The organism is Nocardioides sp. Root122 (assembly GCF_001425025.1).
In the GTDB taxonomy this organism is placed as follows: Bacteria; Actinomycetota; Actinomycetes; order Propionibacteriales; family Nocardioidaceae; genus Nocardioides.
In genome coordinates this window covers 610,622-625,058 of sequence record NZ_LMDE01000001.1, presented here as the reverse complement: position 1 = coordinate 625,058, position 14,437 = coordinate 610,622, and the positions used below count along the sequence as shown (strand labels likewise).

Sequence of the window (14,437 nt, the reverse complement as noted above, 5' to 3'; positions counted from 1 at the left end):
CTCCGGGCGCGTCACGAGGGGAGCAGGTCGCCATGGGTCTGCGCAGGATCGGCACCAGCGTCGCAGCCGCCACCAGCCTGGCCGCGGCCGCCGGGGTGGGGTACGTCGTCGGCACCGGCAGCGGGTCGGAGGACGGCCCGCCGGCTGACCCGCCGATCGTGCTCGCCAACGCCGACCTGACCACCCCGGGCAGCTGCGACGACCTGCTCGACTCCTACGTCGACCGGGCGCTCGAGGAGGTCGGCCCCTACGGGTGGGGTGGCGGCCCGATCGTCATGTTCGACGCGCAGGCCGGCTCGGAGGCCAGCGCGCCCACCGCGTCGGGCAGCATGCGCTCGAGCGTGAAAACGTCGCGGTCGGTGAGCAACGAGTCCGGCACCAACGTGCAGGAGGTCGGTGTCGACGAGTCCGACGTGGTGAAGGTGGCGGGCAGCCTGCTGCTGCGCCTGCGCGAGGGCGTGCTGGTGGCCTACGACGTGTCCGGCGACCGGCCGACCGAGCTGTCGTCGACCCCGATCGACGACGCCCGCGGCAACGGATGGCCCGGCGAGCCGGGCGGCGAGCTGGTCCTCGTCGACGGCCGCGCGGTCGTGATCGGCACCTCCGACGACGGGCTCGGGTCGACCATCACCACGGTCGACCTGGCCGATCCCACCGCGCCGAGCATCGTCGACACCACCACCCTTCGCGGACGCGCCTCGGCGATGCGGCTGCACGGCGACGTGGTGCGGGTGGTCGTGCAGAACGGCCTGCCCGAGCTGGACTTCTCCGTCCCCGGCAGCAAGCTCGGCGAGCTCACCGCCCGGATGCGCAACCGTGCCCTGGTCCGCGCCACCACGCTGGCCGACTGGCTGCCCACCGTCGACGGCCGGCCGGTCGTCGACTGCGCGGACGTCGCCGTCCCCGACGACGAGGAGCTCGCGCTCGGCACCACGACGGTGCTTGCCTTCGACCCGGCCGCACCCGCCGAGCGGACCTCGACCGCGGTCGCCACGGACTCCGCGACGTCGTACTTCTCGACCGACCGGTTCTACCTGGTCGGGGGTGGGACCGCGTGGGGGTGGAACGACTGCTGGGACTGCCGCGTGGGCGGTGTCCTGGGCGCCCCCGGCGGGACGACGCCGATCTTCGCCTTCGCGCTCGACGGGCTGGACGCGACGTACGTCGCCTCGGGCGAGGTCGAGGGCACGGTCGCCGACCGCTGGTCGATGGACGCCGTCGGCGGCTCGCTGCGCCTCGCGGTCGGGCCCAGCAGCGAGACCGGCAACGTCAACTCGGTGGTCACGCTGCGCGAGGACGGCTCGACGCTGGTCGAGGACGGCCGGGTCGATGACCTCGGCGTCGACGAGCAGATCAAGTCCGTGCGGTGGTTCGATGACCTCGCGATCGTGGTGACCTTCCGGCAGACCGACCCGCTCTACGCGGTCGACCTGACCGTCCCGTCCGACCCGCGGCTGCTCGGCGAGCTGAAGATCCCCGGCTTCTCGGAGTACCTCCACCCGCTCGGCGAGCACCGGCTGCTGGGCATGGGCCAGGACGCGACGCTCGACGGGATGACCCGCGGCGCCCAGGCGGCGCTCTTCGACGTGACCGACCTGACGAACCCGCGACAGCTCGACGTCGTCCGCTACGACAAGGACACCGTCGCCGCCGCCAGCACCGACCCGCGCCAGCTCACCTGGCTGCCCGAGCAGCGGGTCGTGCTCACGGTGGTCTCCCAGGGCTGGAGCGGCACCACCGGCTGGGTGTCGGTCCTCTCGCTCGACGACGGGCGGATGAGCAACCGGATGGTCGAGGTCGAGCACGGCACCGACGTCGCCGACGTACGGCTCGTGCCCCTCGCGTCCGGCAAGGTCGCTCTGGTCACCGGTGAGGACGTGCAGTTCTTCCCCCTCTGAGCGCGGCACTCGGTGGTTGAGGTGCGAGCGCACTCTCACCGGTGGTCGAGGTGCGAGCGCAGCGAGCCTCGACACCACGGCCCCACCCGTGGTTTCGAGGCTCGTCGCTGGCGCTCCTCGCACCTCAACCACCGAGCAACGGAGGGGCTCCTCGACCAGCGGTGGGCCGCGCGCCTCCGGCGTACGCTCGTGGCCATGTGCCGCAACATCCGCCCGCTGAACAACTTCGAGCCGCCCGCGACGGGTGACGAGGTCACGGCCGCCGCGCTGCAGTACGTCCGGAAGGTGGCCGGGACGACCAAGCCCTCGCAGGCCAACGAGGAGGTCTTCTACGCAGCCGTCAAGGAGATCGCCCACATCACCGAGCACCTGCTGCAGGACCTGGTGACCACCGCTCCCCCGAAGAACCGCGAGGTCGAGGCGGCCAAGGCCCGGGCGCGCGCGCAGCTGCGGTACGGCGCGTGACGTTGGCGGCGCTCGAGGACTCGGCCCTCGACCTGCTCACCGGCCGGCCGCTGGTCGTGCTGACCGGCGCCGGGCTCTCGACCGACTCCGGCATCCCCGACTACCGCGGGCCGGGCGCTCCCGCACGCGCGCCGATGACCTACCAGGAGTTCGTGGCGACCCCCGAGGCGCAGCGCCACTACTGGGCACGCAGTCACGTCGGCTGGCAGCGGATGGGCCACGCCTCCCCCAACGACGGGCACCGGGCGCTGACCACGCTCGACCCGCTCCTGCTGATCACCCAGAACGTCGACGGCCTGCACGAGGCCGCCGGCTCGCGACGGATGGTCGCGCTGCACGGCCGGGTCGCCGACGTCGTCTGCCTGTCCTGCCGGGCCACGTCGTCGCGGGCCGAGCTGGAGCGGGTGCTCGACGAGCTCAACCCTGGCTGGATCGAGCGGCACGGGGCGGTCGCGTCGAACCCGGACGGTGACGTCGACCTCGACGAGACGTCCGACTTCGTCGTGCCGACCTGCGAGTGCGGCGGGCCGCTCAAGCCCGACGTCGTGTTCTTCGGCGAGAACGTCCCCGCCGACCGGGTCGCCCGCTGCTACGCGGCCGTCGAGGCGCTCGGCACGGGCGGAGCGCTGCTGGTCGCCGGGTCGTCGCTGACGGTGATGAGCGGCCTCCGGTTCGTGAAGCGCGCGGCCCAGGGAGGCACGCCGGTCGTCATCGTCAACCGTGGCACGACCCGCGGCGACGAGCTGGCGTCGTACAAGCTCGAGGTCGGCTGCAGCGAGTTCCTCACCGAGCTTGTCAGGCGTTCGCTGGACTTGTCAGGCCGTGCGCGGGCCGACATGTTCAGCGATCCCCGGCCAGCCGGGGATCACTGAGAGAGGCTCAGCGGCGCACGAAGATGTGCTCGGCCGCCTCGACCACCAGCTCGGCGGTCTCGCCGCCGGAGCCGATGAGGATGCCCTCGTCGGTGCGGGCGATGGTGACGGTCTTGCCGGGCAGCGCGCCGACGCGGCGGAGCAGGCCCATCAGGTCCTCGTCCTTCTGCATCTCCTCGGAGATCCGCTTCACGTGGACCCGCGCGTCCTCGGACGTGGCGGCGGCCGACAGCGGCTCGACGTTGTCCATGAAGCCCTCCGAGCGCAGGTCGCCGAGCTCGTCGAGGCCGGGGATCGGGTTGCCGTAGGGGGACTCGGTCGGGTGGTCGAGCAGCTCGAGCAGCCGGCGCTCGACGGTCTCGGACATCACGTGCTCCCAGCGGCAGGCCTCGGCGTGGACGAGCTCCCAGTCCAGGCCGATGACGTCGGTCAGCAGGCGCTCGGCGAGCCGGTGCTTGCGCATGACCCGGGTCGCGAGGACCTGGCCCTCCTCGGTGAGCTCGAGGTGCCGGTCACCCTGCACGGTCAGCAGACCGTCGCGCTCCATCCGCGCGACCGTCTGGGAGACGGTCGGGCCCGACTGGTGCAGGCGCTCCGCGATGCGCGCACGCAGCGGGACGATGCCCTCCTCCACGAGCTCGTAGATCGTGCGGAGGTACATCTCGGTGGTGTCGATCAGGTCGCTCACGGTGGACATTGTGTCCCATCCGCCAACTGCGACAGCCCCTCGTCCCGTGGCACAGTGAGGCGGGTGAGCGAACTCATCGTGCCGCAGCGGTTCTGCGGCCCACCGGACTCGGGCAACGGCGGCTGGACGGCCGGAGCGCTGGCCGCGCTGGACGACGCGGACTCCCCCGACAACCGCTGCGACAGCTGGCCGACGATCGAGGTGTCGCTGCGACGGCCGCCTCCGCTCGACACGGTCATGACCGTGTCCGACGAGGACGGGCTGCTGACCGCGAGCGTCGACGGTGCGGTGGTCGCGACGGCCCGGCGGGCCGACCACGAGCTGCGCGAGGTCGACCCGGTCGGCCCCGGGACGGCTGCAGCCGCCGCGTCGTCGTACCCGGGTCACGACTTCCACCCCTTCCCCACCTGCTTCGCCTGCGGCACCGGCCGCGAGGAGGGCGACGGCCTGCGGATCTTCCCCGGCCGCATCGGGGCCGGGCCCGACGGCGACCTGGTGGCCGCCGCGTGGACCCCGCACCCGAGCCTGCACGAGGACTGGCACACCTACGTCGACGAGCACACCCGCGCCTCGCTCGCCTCCACGTGGGCGGCGCTCGACTGCATCGGCGGCTGGGCCGGCGACCTCACCGAGCGGCTCATGGTGCTCGGCCGGATGACCGCACGGGTCGACGACCTCCCGGTCATCGGCGAGCAGCACGTCGTCGTCGGCGAGGGCCGCGGCCAGGACGGCCGCAAGACCTTCACCGCCTCGACGCTGTACGACGCCGACGGGCGAGTGGTCGCGACCGCCGAGCACGTGTGGATCGCCGTCGACCCGGCCGCGTTCGGAGGCCGGGTCCCGGGTTGACCGGACGGGCGGTGGTGTTGAGAAGATGGGCCGCATGGCCGATTTGAACGATCCAACCACGTACTGGTGGCGCAACGCCGTCGTCTACCAGGTCTACGTCCGCAGCTTCGCCGACAGCGACGGGGACGGCATCGGTGACCTCCCGGGCATCACCTCGAGGCTCCCGCACCTGGCCGAGCTGGGCGTCGACGCGCTGTGGATCACGCCGTTCTACACCTCGCCGCAGCACGACCACGGCTACGACGTCGCCGACTACATGGACGTCGACCCGCTCTTCGGCAAGCTGTCCGACGCCGACGACCTGATCGCCCGGGCCCACGAGCTCGGCCTGCGGGTCGTGGTGGACATCGTGCCCAACCACACCTCCAGCGAGCACGCGTGGTTCCAGGCCGCGCTGGCCGCCGGTCCGGGCAGTCCCGAGCGCGCCCGCTACCTCTTCCGCGACGCCCCCGAGGGCGAGCTGCCCAACAACTGGGGCTCGGTCTTCGGCGGCCCCGCCTGGACGCAGGTCGACGACGGCCAGTGGTACCTCCACCTCTTCGACTCCACCCAGCCCGACCTCGACTGGCGCAACCCCGAGGTCCCAGCGATGTTCGAGGACGTGCTGCGCTTCTGGCTCGACCGGGGCGTCGACGGCTTCCGCATCGACGTGGCCCACGGCCTGTTCAAGGTCGAGTCGCTGCGCGACCAGGAGGTCGAGGGCGACGAGCGCCCGAGCTCCGGCCAGGTCAACACCGACCACTCGATGGTCTCGCTCGACCTCAAGGACGAGCCGATGTGGGACCAGCCCGAGGTCCACGACGTCTACCGCTCCTGGCACAAGCTCCTCGACGAGGCCGGTCCGGACAAGATGGCGGTCGCCGAGGCCTGGACCCAGACGCCGGAGTCGATGGCGGCGTTCGTGCGTCCCGACGAGCTCGACCAGGCGTTCAACTTCGCCTGGCTCCTCACCGACTGGTCGGCCGAGGCGTTCGCGAAGGTCATCACCGACACCCTCGCGGCGGTCGAGCCGGTCGGCGCCTCACCGACGTGGGTGCTCAGCAACCACGACGTCGTACGCCACACGACTCGCTACGGCGGCGGCACCCAGGGCCTCGCCCGCGCCCGCGCCGCGACCCTCACCATGCTGTCGCTGCCCGGCTCCAGCTACCTCTACCAGGGCGAGGAGCTCGGCCTCGAGCAGGTCGACGTCGCCCCCGAGGACCGGCAGGACCCGTCCTTCCTGCGCACCGGCGAGGTCGGCCGCGACGGCTGCCGGGTGCCGATCCCGTGGGGCGGCACGCAGGCGCCGTACGCCTTCGGGCCGGGAACGGCGCAGCCGTGGATCCCGCAGCCGGCGGACTGGGCCGGGCTCACCGTCGAGGCGCAGGCCGCCGACCCGACCTCGACGCTCGCGTTCTACCGCGACGCGCTGCGCGTGCGGGCCGACTTCGCGTGGACCGCTGGCGACAAGGTCGAGCTGCTCGATCTCGGCACCGACGTGCTCGCCTTCCGGCGCGGGCCGCTGACCGTCGCGCTCAACTGCGGCACGGCGCCGATCGAGCTGCCCGAGGGCGAGGTGCTGATGACCAGCGGCCCCGTCGACGGCACCCTGCCCCCCGACACGGCCGCCTGGCTCCGCTGACCTGCCGACAGACGAACCCGCCTCCGGCGATCCGTCATCCGAACCGGCACCCATGGGTGCGGGCCGGGATGACGGATCCGCCGGAGGCGGAGGTCGTTGTGGGCGCCGAGCTCAGTCGTCGGAGAGAGCCCGGTTGTACGACGCCAGCTGGCGCGCGAACGTCGCCAGCTCGGCGTCGCTCCAGTGGGCGAGCCGCTGGTCGAAGCGGTCACTGCGGTTGCGGGAGACGGTGCGCAGCCGCTGCCGGCCCTCGTCGGTGGCGTCGAGCAGGATCGCCCGCCGGTCCTCGGCGTCGGGCTGGCGCTCGACGAGACCGAGGTCGACGAGCGTCTGCACCTGCCGGCTGACCCCGCCCTTGTCCATGCCGAACGCATCGGACAGGTCTGCGCCGCGGAGCGGGCCGTGGACGGCCAGGTGGGTGAGGATGAAGTAGGTGATCGGGTGGAGGTCCGGGTGGATCTCCCGCGCCCGCTCGCCCATCACCCGCTTCACCCTGCGGATCAGCGTGCCGACCTCGGCCTCGATGCTGCGGAGGTCGTCGTACCTGTCGCTCGTGCCGGCGTCCGCACCGGCCTGCGTGGCCGGGCCGGGGTCCGTGGTGGTGCTCATGCCTGCGGGGACGCTGGGGAGATCTCAGCCATGAGCTCGTCGTCGCGCTTCACCGACGTCCGCAGGGGGGCCTCCTTGATGAAGAGCACCGCGATGAGGGCGCCGATCGCGAACGGGAGCGCGACCAGGAAGATGTGACCCGTCGCGTCGCCGAAGGCGCTCTCGAAGATCGCGCGGATCGGCGCCGGCATCGTGGAGACGTCGGGGATGCCGCCGGTCTGGTGACCGACCTCGGCGGCGAGCTCGGGGTGCGCGGTGACGAGCGCGGTGAGGCCGCTCTTCACGGCGTCGGCGACCTGGTGGGCCAGGACGGCACCCAGCGCGGCGATGCCGACCGAGCCACCGAGCGACCGGAAGAACGCGACCACGGACGAGCCGGCGCCCATGTCGGACAGGGCGATGGTGTTCTGCACGGCGAGCACGAGGTTCTGCATCGTGGCACCGAGGCCGAGGCCGAGGACCGCCATGAAGAGGCCGGTGCGCCACAGCGGGGTGCTCGCGTCGATCGTGGAGAGCAGCGCGATGCCGGCGATGACGGCGACCATGCCGCCGACGAGCCAGCGCTTCCAGAGGCCGGTCGTGGTGATGATGCGGCCGCTGATGATGCTCGAGACGAGGAGGCCACCGACCATGCAGATCGACATCAGGCCGGCCTCGGTCGGGCTCATGTCCTTGGCGCGCTGGAAGTAGAGGCTGAGGTAGACCGTCGAGCCGAACATCGCGACGCCGATCAGCACCGAGGCGATGGTCGCGAGGGTCAGGGTGCGGTCCTTGAAGAGCCGCAGCGGGATGACGGGGTCCGTGGCGACGTTGGCCTCGACGTGGATCGCCGCGCCGATCACGGCGATGGCGCCGACGACCAGCAGCGCGCTGGTCCACGAGACCCACTCGAAGTTCTGGCCGCCGAGGGAGACCCAGATGAGCAGGATCGACACGCCACCGACCAGGAGGAAGGCGCCGAGGTAGTCGATCGAGACGTCGCGCCTCACGACGGGCAGGCGCAGCGTCTTCTGCAGGACGACGAAGGCGAGGGCGGCGACCGGGAGGCCGGCGAAGAAGCACCAGCGCCAGCCGACGGTGTCCACCAGCACGCCACCGACGAGCGGTCCGCTGACCGTGGCGAGGGCGAACACCGCACCGATGTAGCCGCTGTAGCGGCCGCGCTCACGCGGGGAGACCATCGTGGCGATCACGACCTGGACGAGGGCGGTCAGACCACCGACGCCGAGGCCCTGGATCACGCGGGCTCCGATCAGGACCTCCATGGAGGGCGCGAACCCGGCGACGAGCGAGCCCACGGAGAAGATGACGAGGGCCGACTGCACGAGCAGCTTCTTGTCGAAGAGGTCGGCGAACTTGCCCCAGATCGGGGTGGTCGCGGTCATCGCCAGCATGGTGGCCACGACGACCCAGGTGTAGCCCGTCTGGCTGCCCTCGAGGTCGTCGACGATCGTCGGCAGCGCGTTGCTGACGATGGTGCTGGAGAGCATCGCGACGAACATCGCGAGCAGGAGCCCGCTGAGGGCCTCGAGCACCTCACGGTGGGTCATCTGTCCGGCCTGCTCGGCGGAGACGGGGGGAGCCTGGGTCACGTCGTTCCTTCAGATCTTGGTTGCGCACCGCAATAGTTGTGTAGAACAACCATATGCCGCTGCGCGTCGGACGCCAAGTCCGCGGCACGAGACCCGGGCCACACGCCCGGACATGCAGCGACCCGCAGGCCTGCTGCCCCTCGGAGAGGGGCCCCGGTGGATGGTGCCGGGAGCCTGCGGGTCGGGTGGCTGCAGTGGATTCGCCGGCAGCTGTCGGCGGACCGGGCTGCCTTAGCGGGCAGCCACCTCACTCATCCGAAAAGAACTCATTCTTCGGATCACCTCCTTTCCGTGTGCGCCCAACCTACGTCGCACCTCGGCCCCGCTCAACGGGTTAACGGACCGCTTCCTCGACCGGCGCCTCGAACTGCGACTGGTACAGCCGGGCATAGGCGCCGCCGGCCTCGAGCAGCTCCTCGTGCGACCCCTGCTCGACGATCGAGCCCTCCTCCATGACCAGGATCAGGTCGGCGTCGCGGATCGTGGAGAGCCGGTGCGCGATGACGAACGACGTACGGTCCGAGCGCAGCGCCGCCATCGCCTGCTGGAGCAGCAGCTCGGTGCGGGTGTCGACCGACGAGGTCGCCTCGTCGAGGATCAGCAGCGCCGGGTCGGAGAGGAACGCGCGGGCGATCGTCACCAGCTGCCGCTCGCCGGCCGACAGGTTGGAGCCGTCCTCGTCGATGTGCGTGTCGTAGCCGTCAGGCAGCGAGTGCACGAAGCGGTCCACGAACGTCGCCCGCGCCGCCTCGAGGATCTGCTCCTCGGTCGCGTCGGGCCGGCCGTAGGCGATGTTGTCGCGGATCGTGCCCGCGAAGAGCCAGGTGTCCTGGAGCACCATCCCGATCCGGCTGCGCAGCACTCCGCGCGGGATGGACGCCACGTCGACGCCGTCGATGAGGATCCGGCCCGACTGCGGGTCGTAGAACCGCATCACCAGGTTGACCATGGTGGTCTTGCCGGCGCCGGTCGGCCCGACGATCGCGACGGTGCTGCCGGGGCGGGCGACCAGGTCGAGGTGCTGGATCAGCGGGCGCTCGGGGTCGTAGGAGAAGGACACGTCCTCGAAGCGCACCTCACCGTGGGCGTCCACGGCCGCGGCCGGGCGGCCCTGCTCGTCGAGCGTCTCCTCCGGGGCGTCGAGCAGCTCGAAGACGCGCTCGGCGGAGGCGACGCCCGACTGGAGCAGGTTGATCATCGAGGCGACCTGCGTCAGCGGCTGCGTGAACTGGCGGGTGTACTGGATGAACGCCTGCACGTCACCGAGCGACATGCTCCCGCTGGCGACCCGCAGGCCGCCGAGGACCGCGATCACGACGTAGTTCAGGTTCCCGACGAACATCATGATCGGCATGATCAGGCCGCTGACGAACTGGGCGCCGTACGACGCCTGGTAGAGCTCGTCGTTCTGCTCGGCGAAGACCCGCTCGGCCTCGGCCTGACGACCGAACACCTTGACGATCGCGTGGCCGGAGAAGGTCTCCTCGATGTGGGCGTTGAGGGTGCCGGTGCGCCGCCACTGCTGGATGAACATGCCCTGCGAGCGCTTCATCACCGCACCGGTGACGACCATCGAGATCGGCACCGAGACGAGGGCGACGAGGGCCAGCAGCGGCGAGATGTAGAACATCATCACCAGCACCGCGACCACGGTGAGCAACGAGTTGAGCAGCTGGCTCATCGTCTGCTGCAGGGTCTGGCTGACGTTGTCGATGTCGTTGGTGACCCGGCTCAGCAGCTCGCCGCGCGGCTGCTTGTCGAAGTAGCCCAGCGGCAGCCGGTGCACCTTGTCCTCGACCTCGGACCGCATCCGCAGCACGGTCCCCTGGACGACGTCGTTGAGGAGGTAGCCGGCGAGCCACGCCAGCAGCGAGCCGGCGACGTAGACCGCGAGCACGAGCAGGAGCACGTCGGCGACGGCCGAGAAGTCGACCCCGTCGGTGAGGTCCATCGACGCGAGCATGTCGGCCCGGTTGTCCTCGCCGCGCGCCCGCAGCGCCTCGATGGCCTGCTCCTGGGTCGCGCCGGTGCTGAACACGTCACGACCGAGCAGGCCGGCGAAGATCAGGTCGGTGGCCCGGCCGAGGATCTTGGGGCCGATGGCCATCGCGACGACGCTGAGCGCGGTGAGCACGACAACGGCGTACGCCTTGGAGCGCTCGGGACGCAGCCGCGCGAGCAGCCGCTTGAGCGAGGGCCAGAACGTGTCGGCCTTCTGCCCGATCATGCCGCCGCCCATCGGGCCGCGACCCGGGCCGGGGCCCGACTGGATCCGATCGGTCTCCTTCAGCTGTCCGTCCTTGGCGGGTGCCTCTGTGCTCATGCGACGACCTCCTCGGCGGTCAGCTGCGACTCGACGATCTCGCGGTAGGTCCCGCAGGTGTCGAGCAGCTCGTCGTGGGTGCCCGTGCCCACCACGGCACCGTCCTCCATCACCACGATCCGGTCGGCATGGCGGATCGTCGCGACGCGTTGCGCCACGATCACCACCGTGGACTCACGGGTCACCGGTCTGAGCGCGGCCCGAAGCCGCGCGTCGGTGGTCAGGTCGAGCGCGGAGAACGAGTCGTCGAAGAGGTAGATGTCCGGTCGGCGCACGACCGCGCGGGCGATGGCCATGCGCTGCCGCTGGCCGCCGCTGAGGCTCGATCCGCCCTGGGTGATCTCGGCCTGGAGCCCGTCGGGCATCGCCTCGACGAAGTCCTTGGCCTGGGCGATCTCGAGGGCCGCCCACATCTCCTCCTCGGTCGCGTCGGGCTTGCCGTAGCGCAGGTTGTCGGCGACGGTTCCCCGGAAGAGGAAGGCCTTCTGCGGCACGAGCCCGATCCGCGACCAGAGGGTCTCGGGGTCGAGGTCGCGCACGTCGACGTCGCCGACCCGGACCGCTCCCCCGGTGACGTCGAAGAGGCGGGGCACCAGGTTCACCAGGGTCGACTTGCCGGCGCCCGTCGAGCCGACGATGGCAACCGTCTCGCCGGGGGCGGCGACGAGGCCGACGGCGCGGAGGACCGGCTCGTCGGCGCCGGGGTAGGAGAACGTGACGTCGTCGAGCGCCAGGGTGAGCCGCGCGGGCAGCAGGGTGACCGGCTCGTTCGGCGGCACGACGGACGACTCGGTGTCGAGGACCTCGGTGATCCGGTCGGCGCAGACCGCGGCGCGCGGCACCATCATCAGCATGAACATCGCCATCATCACCGACATCACGATCTGCATCAGGTAGGAGATGTAGGCGGTCAGGGCACCGACCTCCATGTGGCCGTTCTCGACCCGGTGCCCGCCGAACCACAGCACGCCGACGGTCGCGACGTTGGCCACGATCATGACCGTCGGGAACATCGCGGACTGCCAGCGCCCGGCCCGGATCGCGACAGCGGTGAGCTGCTGGTTGGCGTCGCCGAACCGCGCGGTCTCGTGCTCCTCACGCACGAATGCCCGCACCACGCGTACGCCGGTGATCTGCTCGCGCAGCAGCCGGTTGACCTCGTCGATGCGGTCCTGCATGACCCGGAAGCTCGGCACCATCTGGCGCACGATCAGGCCGATCGCGGCACCGAGGACCGGGACCACCGCGAGCACGAGCCACGACAGCCCGACGTCCTCGCGGGCGGCCATGATGATGCCGCCGACCATCATGATCGGGGCGGCCACCATCAGCGTGCCCCCCATCAGCACGAGCATCTGCACCTGCTGCACGTCGTTGGTCTCGCGGGTGATCAGCGACGGCGCACCGAAGTGCTGCACCTCTCGCGTGGAGAAGGAGCCGACGCGGTGGAAGATCGCGGCCCGCAGGTCGCGGCCGAAGCCCATGGCGTTGCGCGCCGAGAACCACACGGCGGCGATCGAGCACAGGATCTGCACCAGCGAGACGGCGAGCATCAGGCCGCCGTGGCGCAGGATGTAGGCGGTGTCGCCGGTGACCACGCCGCGGTCGATGATGTCGGCGTTGAGGCTCGGCAGGTAGAGGGCGGCCATGGTGCCGACGAACTGCAGCGCGACCACCGCGCCTAGCGGGGCGGCGTACGGCTTGAGGTAGGTGCGGACGAGTCGGAGCAGCATTCAGGAGTCCTTCCGCTGGGGCTTGAGCACGCCGTTGAGGACGGTGTCGACGATCTCCTCGGCGGACAGCGGGCGGCCGTCGGAGATGTGGGGATGGGTTCCGGAGAAGGTCAGCAGCCTGACCATGTGCACCAGCTGTCCCGGCGGCACGCGCAGGGAGTCGCGGTGCGGCTCGACCAGGCCCACGAGGATCGCGGCGACGCGCTCGCGCTCGGCCTCCATGTGCCGGTGGGCCTTCGGGGGTCCGACCATGCCCATCCGGGTCATCAGCCGGAACACCCGCTCGAAGCGGTGCTGGAACAGCTCGACCACCTCGAGCAGCAGGGGACCGAGCTCCTGGTCGGGCTCGACCTGCCCGAGCCGGGCGATGAACGGGTCGAGGTCGAGGGCGTGCTCGAGGGCGGCCATGACCAGGTCGTCCTTGGAGTCGAAGACCCGGAAGATCGTCCCTTCCGCGATGCCGGCGGCGTCGGCGATCTGCCGGGTCGTCACCGCACGCCCGTGCTCGAGCAGCAGCGGGACGGTGGCGTCGACGAGGGCCGCTCGACGGTCGTCGGGCGAGAGCGGCTTGGCACGGGGTGGCACGCCTCACAGCCTAAGTGAGTGAGTGCTCACTCACAACTGGTGTGCGTTCGCCCGAAGCTGCAGACGGGAACTGGCGAAGGACGTGGACGCGTTCCATAATCGGTACATGGAGCAGCCGCGTGCGACGGACCTTCAGCGACAGATCGACGACCTCGTCGCAGTGGTGACCAAGGACCGCACCGACATCGACGCGCTGGTCACCCAGGCGGACGAGACCCTCGCCCGGATCACGGTGAACCGCGCCGACATCGACGCACTCCAGGAGGGCGTCACCCTCAACCGCGAGCTCATCGCCGAGCTGCAGTCGGAAGGGGTCGTGCGGCGCGAGCACACCGACCAGCTGGAGAAGGCGCTGACCACGTCCCGCACGATCGGTGCCGCGGTCGGGGTCCTGATGGCCAGCCGCAACATCGGCCAGGAGGAGGCGCTGCGGGTGCTCCGCGAGGCCAGCTCCCGGGCCAACACCCCGATGCGTGAGCTCGCGGAGGTCATCGTGACCAGCCGCTCGGAGAACTAGGGAGCGAGCCGCTCGATCGCCCAGCCGTCGCCGTCGCGCCGGTAGACCAGCCGGTCGTGCATCCGGCCGGGCCGTCCCTGCCAGAACTCCACGGCCTCGGGGACGACGAGGTAGCCGCCCCACTCCGGCGGGACCGGCACCTCCTCGCCGGAGTCCTCGGCGCCGAAACGCTCCTCCATCTCGGCGTACGACGCGGCGAGCTCGGCGCGCGAAGCGACGGGGCGCGACTGGTGCGAGGCCCACGCGCCCAGCCGGGCGCGACGCGGACGCACGGCGAAGTAGGCGTCGACCCGCTCCTGGTCGAGGACCTCGGCGACGCCGTCCACCCGGACCTGCCGCTCGAGGGGGTGCCACGGGAAGAGCAACGCGCACCGCGGGTTGGCGGCGAGCTCCTCCCCCTTGCGCGAGGCCTGGTTGGTGAAGAAGACGAAGCCGTCGGCGTCGAAGCCCTTCAGCAGGACCATCCGGCTCGAGGGCGTGCCGTCCGGGGTGGCCGTCGCAACCACCATGGCGTTGGGTTCGTGGAGCCCCGCGGCGATCGCCTCGCCGAGCCACCGCTCGAACATGGCGGTCGGGTCGGCGGCCAGGTCGGGCACGTCGAGGCCGCCACGGGCGTACTCCTCGCGGAGCGTCGAGAGGTCCATGCCGCCGAGGGTAGACCCGCCGCAAGGGTGCACAATGA

General features: G+C 71.2%; 13 protein-coding genes. 6 read left to right on the top strand and 7 right to left on the bottom strand.

What is annotated here, in order from left to right; all coding sequences use genetic code 11:
- Window positions 1-32: 32 nt before the first annotated feature.
- From ASC64_RS02915 to ASC64_RS02905, 3 genes are all read left to right on the top strand, one after another.
- Complete coding sequence (locus ASC64_RS02915; RefSeq protein ID WP_056905988.1) at window positions 33-1,898, top strand: beta-propeller domain-containing protein; 1,866 nt, start codon at window positions 33-35, stop codon at window positions 1,896-1,898.
- A gap of 195 nt (window positions 1,899-2,093) precedes the next feature.
- Window positions 2,094-2,363 carry a DUF2277 domain-containing protein gene (locus ASC64_RS02910; protein ID WP_056906272.1) on the top strand — a complete coding sequence of 90 codons (270 nt, stop codon included), beginning with the start codon at window positions 2,094-2,096 and terminating at the stop codon, window positions 2,361-2,363.
- Window positions 2,360-3,235 carry a Sir2 family NAD-dependent protein deacetylase gene (locus tag ASC64_RS02905; RefSeq protein ID WP_056905987.1) on the top strand — a complete coding sequence of 292 codons (876 nt, stop codon included), beginning with the start codon at window positions 2,360-2,362 and terminating at the stop codon, window positions 3,233-3,235. Before ASC64_RS02910 ends, ASC64_RS02905 begins: the two co-directional genes overlap by 4 nt.
- Window positions 3,236-3,242: 7 nt before the next feature.
- On the opposite strand, the gene ASC64_RS02900 is transcribed toward ASC64_RS02905, so the two are convergent.
- Window positions 3,243-3,923, bottom strand: a complete 681-nt coding sequence (locus ASC64_RS02900) for a metal-dependent transcriptional regulator (protein ID WP_056906271.1) — start codon at window positions 3,921-3,923, stop codon at window positions 3,243-3,245.
- 63 nt (window positions 3,924-3,986) lie between these two features.
- Here ASC64_RS02900 and ASC64_RS02895 point away from each other — a divergent pair, with 63 nt between their 5' ends.
- Window positions 3,987-4,772: a hypothetical protein gene (locus tag ASC64_RS02895; RefSeq protein ID WP_056905986.1), complete on the top strand. Its 786-nt coding sequence runs from the start codon at window positions 3,987-3,989 to the stop codon at window positions 4,770-4,772.
- Between the two features lie 34 nt (window positions 4,773-4,806).
- A complete protein-coding gene (locus ASC64_RS02890) occupies window positions 4,807-6,396 on the top strand; it encodes a glycoside hydrolase family 13 protein (RefSeq protein WP_056906270.1) in 1,590 nt (529 codons plus the stop codon).
- A 111-nt stretch (window positions 6,397-6,507) separates the two neighbouring features.
- On the opposite strand, the gene ASC64_RS02885 is transcribed toward ASC64_RS02890, so the two are convergent.
- The 5 genes from ASC64_RS02885 to ASC64_RS02865 form a co-directional block, all read right to left on the bottom strand.
- Window positions 6,508-7,005 carry a MarR family winged helix-turn-helix transcriptional regulator gene (locus ASC64_RS02885; protein WP_056905985.1) on the bottom strand — a complete coding sequence of 166 codons (498 nt, stop codon included), beginning with the start codon at window positions 7,003-7,005 and terminating at the stop codon, window positions 6,508-6,510.
- A complete protein-coding gene (locus ASC64_RS02880; protein WP_308195184.1) occupies window positions 7,002-8,597 on the bottom strand; it encodes an MDR family MFS transporter in 1,596 nt (531 codons plus the stop codon). The genes ASC64_RS02885 and ASC64_RS02880 overlap by 4 nt, the downstream gene beginning before the upstream one ends.
- A gap of 334 nt (window positions 8,598-8,931) precedes the next feature.
- A complete protein-coding gene (locus ASC64_RS02875; protein ID WP_056905984.1) occupies window positions 8,932-10,920 on the bottom strand; it encodes an ABC transporter ATP-binding protein in 1,989 nt (662 codons plus the stop codon).
- On the bottom strand, window positions 10,917-12,653 hold the full coding sequence (locus tag ASC64_RS02870; protein ID WP_056905983.1) for an ABC transporter ATP-binding protein: 1,737 nt from the start codon (window positions 12,651-12,653) through the stop codon (window positions 10,917-10,919). Before ASC64_RS02870 ends, ASC64_RS02875 begins: the two co-directional genes overlap by 4 nt.
- Window positions 12,654-13,238 carry a TetR/AcrR family transcriptional regulator gene (locus ASC64_RS02865; RefSeq protein ID WP_056905982.1) on the bottom strand — a complete coding sequence of 195 codons (585 nt, stop codon included), beginning with the start codon at window positions 13,236-13,238 and terminating at the stop codon, window positions 12,654-12,656. It abuts the gene before it with no gap.
- A gap of 106 nt (window positions 13,239-13,344) precedes the next feature.
- On the opposite strand from ASC64_RS02865, the gene ASC64_RS02860 reads away from it, so the two are divergent.
- Entirely contained in the window at window positions 13,345-13,755 is a 411-nt protein-coding gene (locus ASC64_RS02860; RefSeq protein WP_056905981.1) for an ANTAR domain-containing protein, read from the top strand.
- Here the strand turns inward: ASC64_RS02860 and pdxH are convergent.
- Complete coding sequence (gene pdxH / locus ASC64_RS02855) at window positions 13,752-14,399, bottom strand: pyridoxamine 5'-phosphate oxidase (protein ID WP_056905980.1); 648 nt, start codon at window positions 14,397-14,399, stop codon at window positions 13,752-13,754. The genes ASC64_RS02860 and pdxH overlap by 4 nt on opposite strands.
- Window positions 14,400-14,437: the final 38 nt, after the last annotated feature.

What these genes read in the sequence shown, in the direction of transcription:
- ASC64_RS02885 (WP_056905985.1), bottom strand. Translation starts at nt 7,005, where the DNA reads ATGAGCACCACCACGGACCCCGGCCCGGCCACGCAGGCCGGTGCGGAC.
- ASC64_RS02915 (WP_056905988.1), top strand. Translation starts at nt 33, where the DNA reads ATGGGTCTGCGCAGGATCGGCACCAGCGTCGCAGCCGCCACCAGCCTG.
- ASC64_RS02910 (WP_056906272.1), top strand. Translation starts at nt 2,094, where the DNA reads ATGTGCCGCAACATCCGCCCGCTGAACAACTTCGAGCCGCCCGCGACG.
- pdxH (WP_056905980.1), bottom strand. Translation starts at nt 14,399, where the DNA reads ATGGACCTCTCGACGCTCCGCGAGGAGTACGCCCGTGGCGGCCTCGAC.
- ASC64_RS02860 (WP_056905981.1), top strand. Translation starts at nt 13,345, where the DNA reads ATGGAGCAGCCGCGTGCGACGGACCTTCAGCGACAGATCGACGACCTC.
- ASC64_RS02875 (WP_056905984.1), bottom strand. Translation starts at nt 10,920, where the DNA reads ATGAGCACAGAGGCACCCGCCAAGGACGGACAGCTGAAGGAGACCGAT.
- ASC64_RS02870 (WP_056905983.1), bottom strand. Translation starts at nt 12,653, where the DNA reads ATGCTGCTCCGACTCGTCCGCACCTACCTCAAGCCGTACGCCGCCCCG.
- ASC64_RS02890 (WP_056906270.1), top strand. Translation starts at nt 4,807, where the DNA reads ATGGCCGATTTGAACGATCCAACCACGTACTGGTGGCGCAACGCCGTC.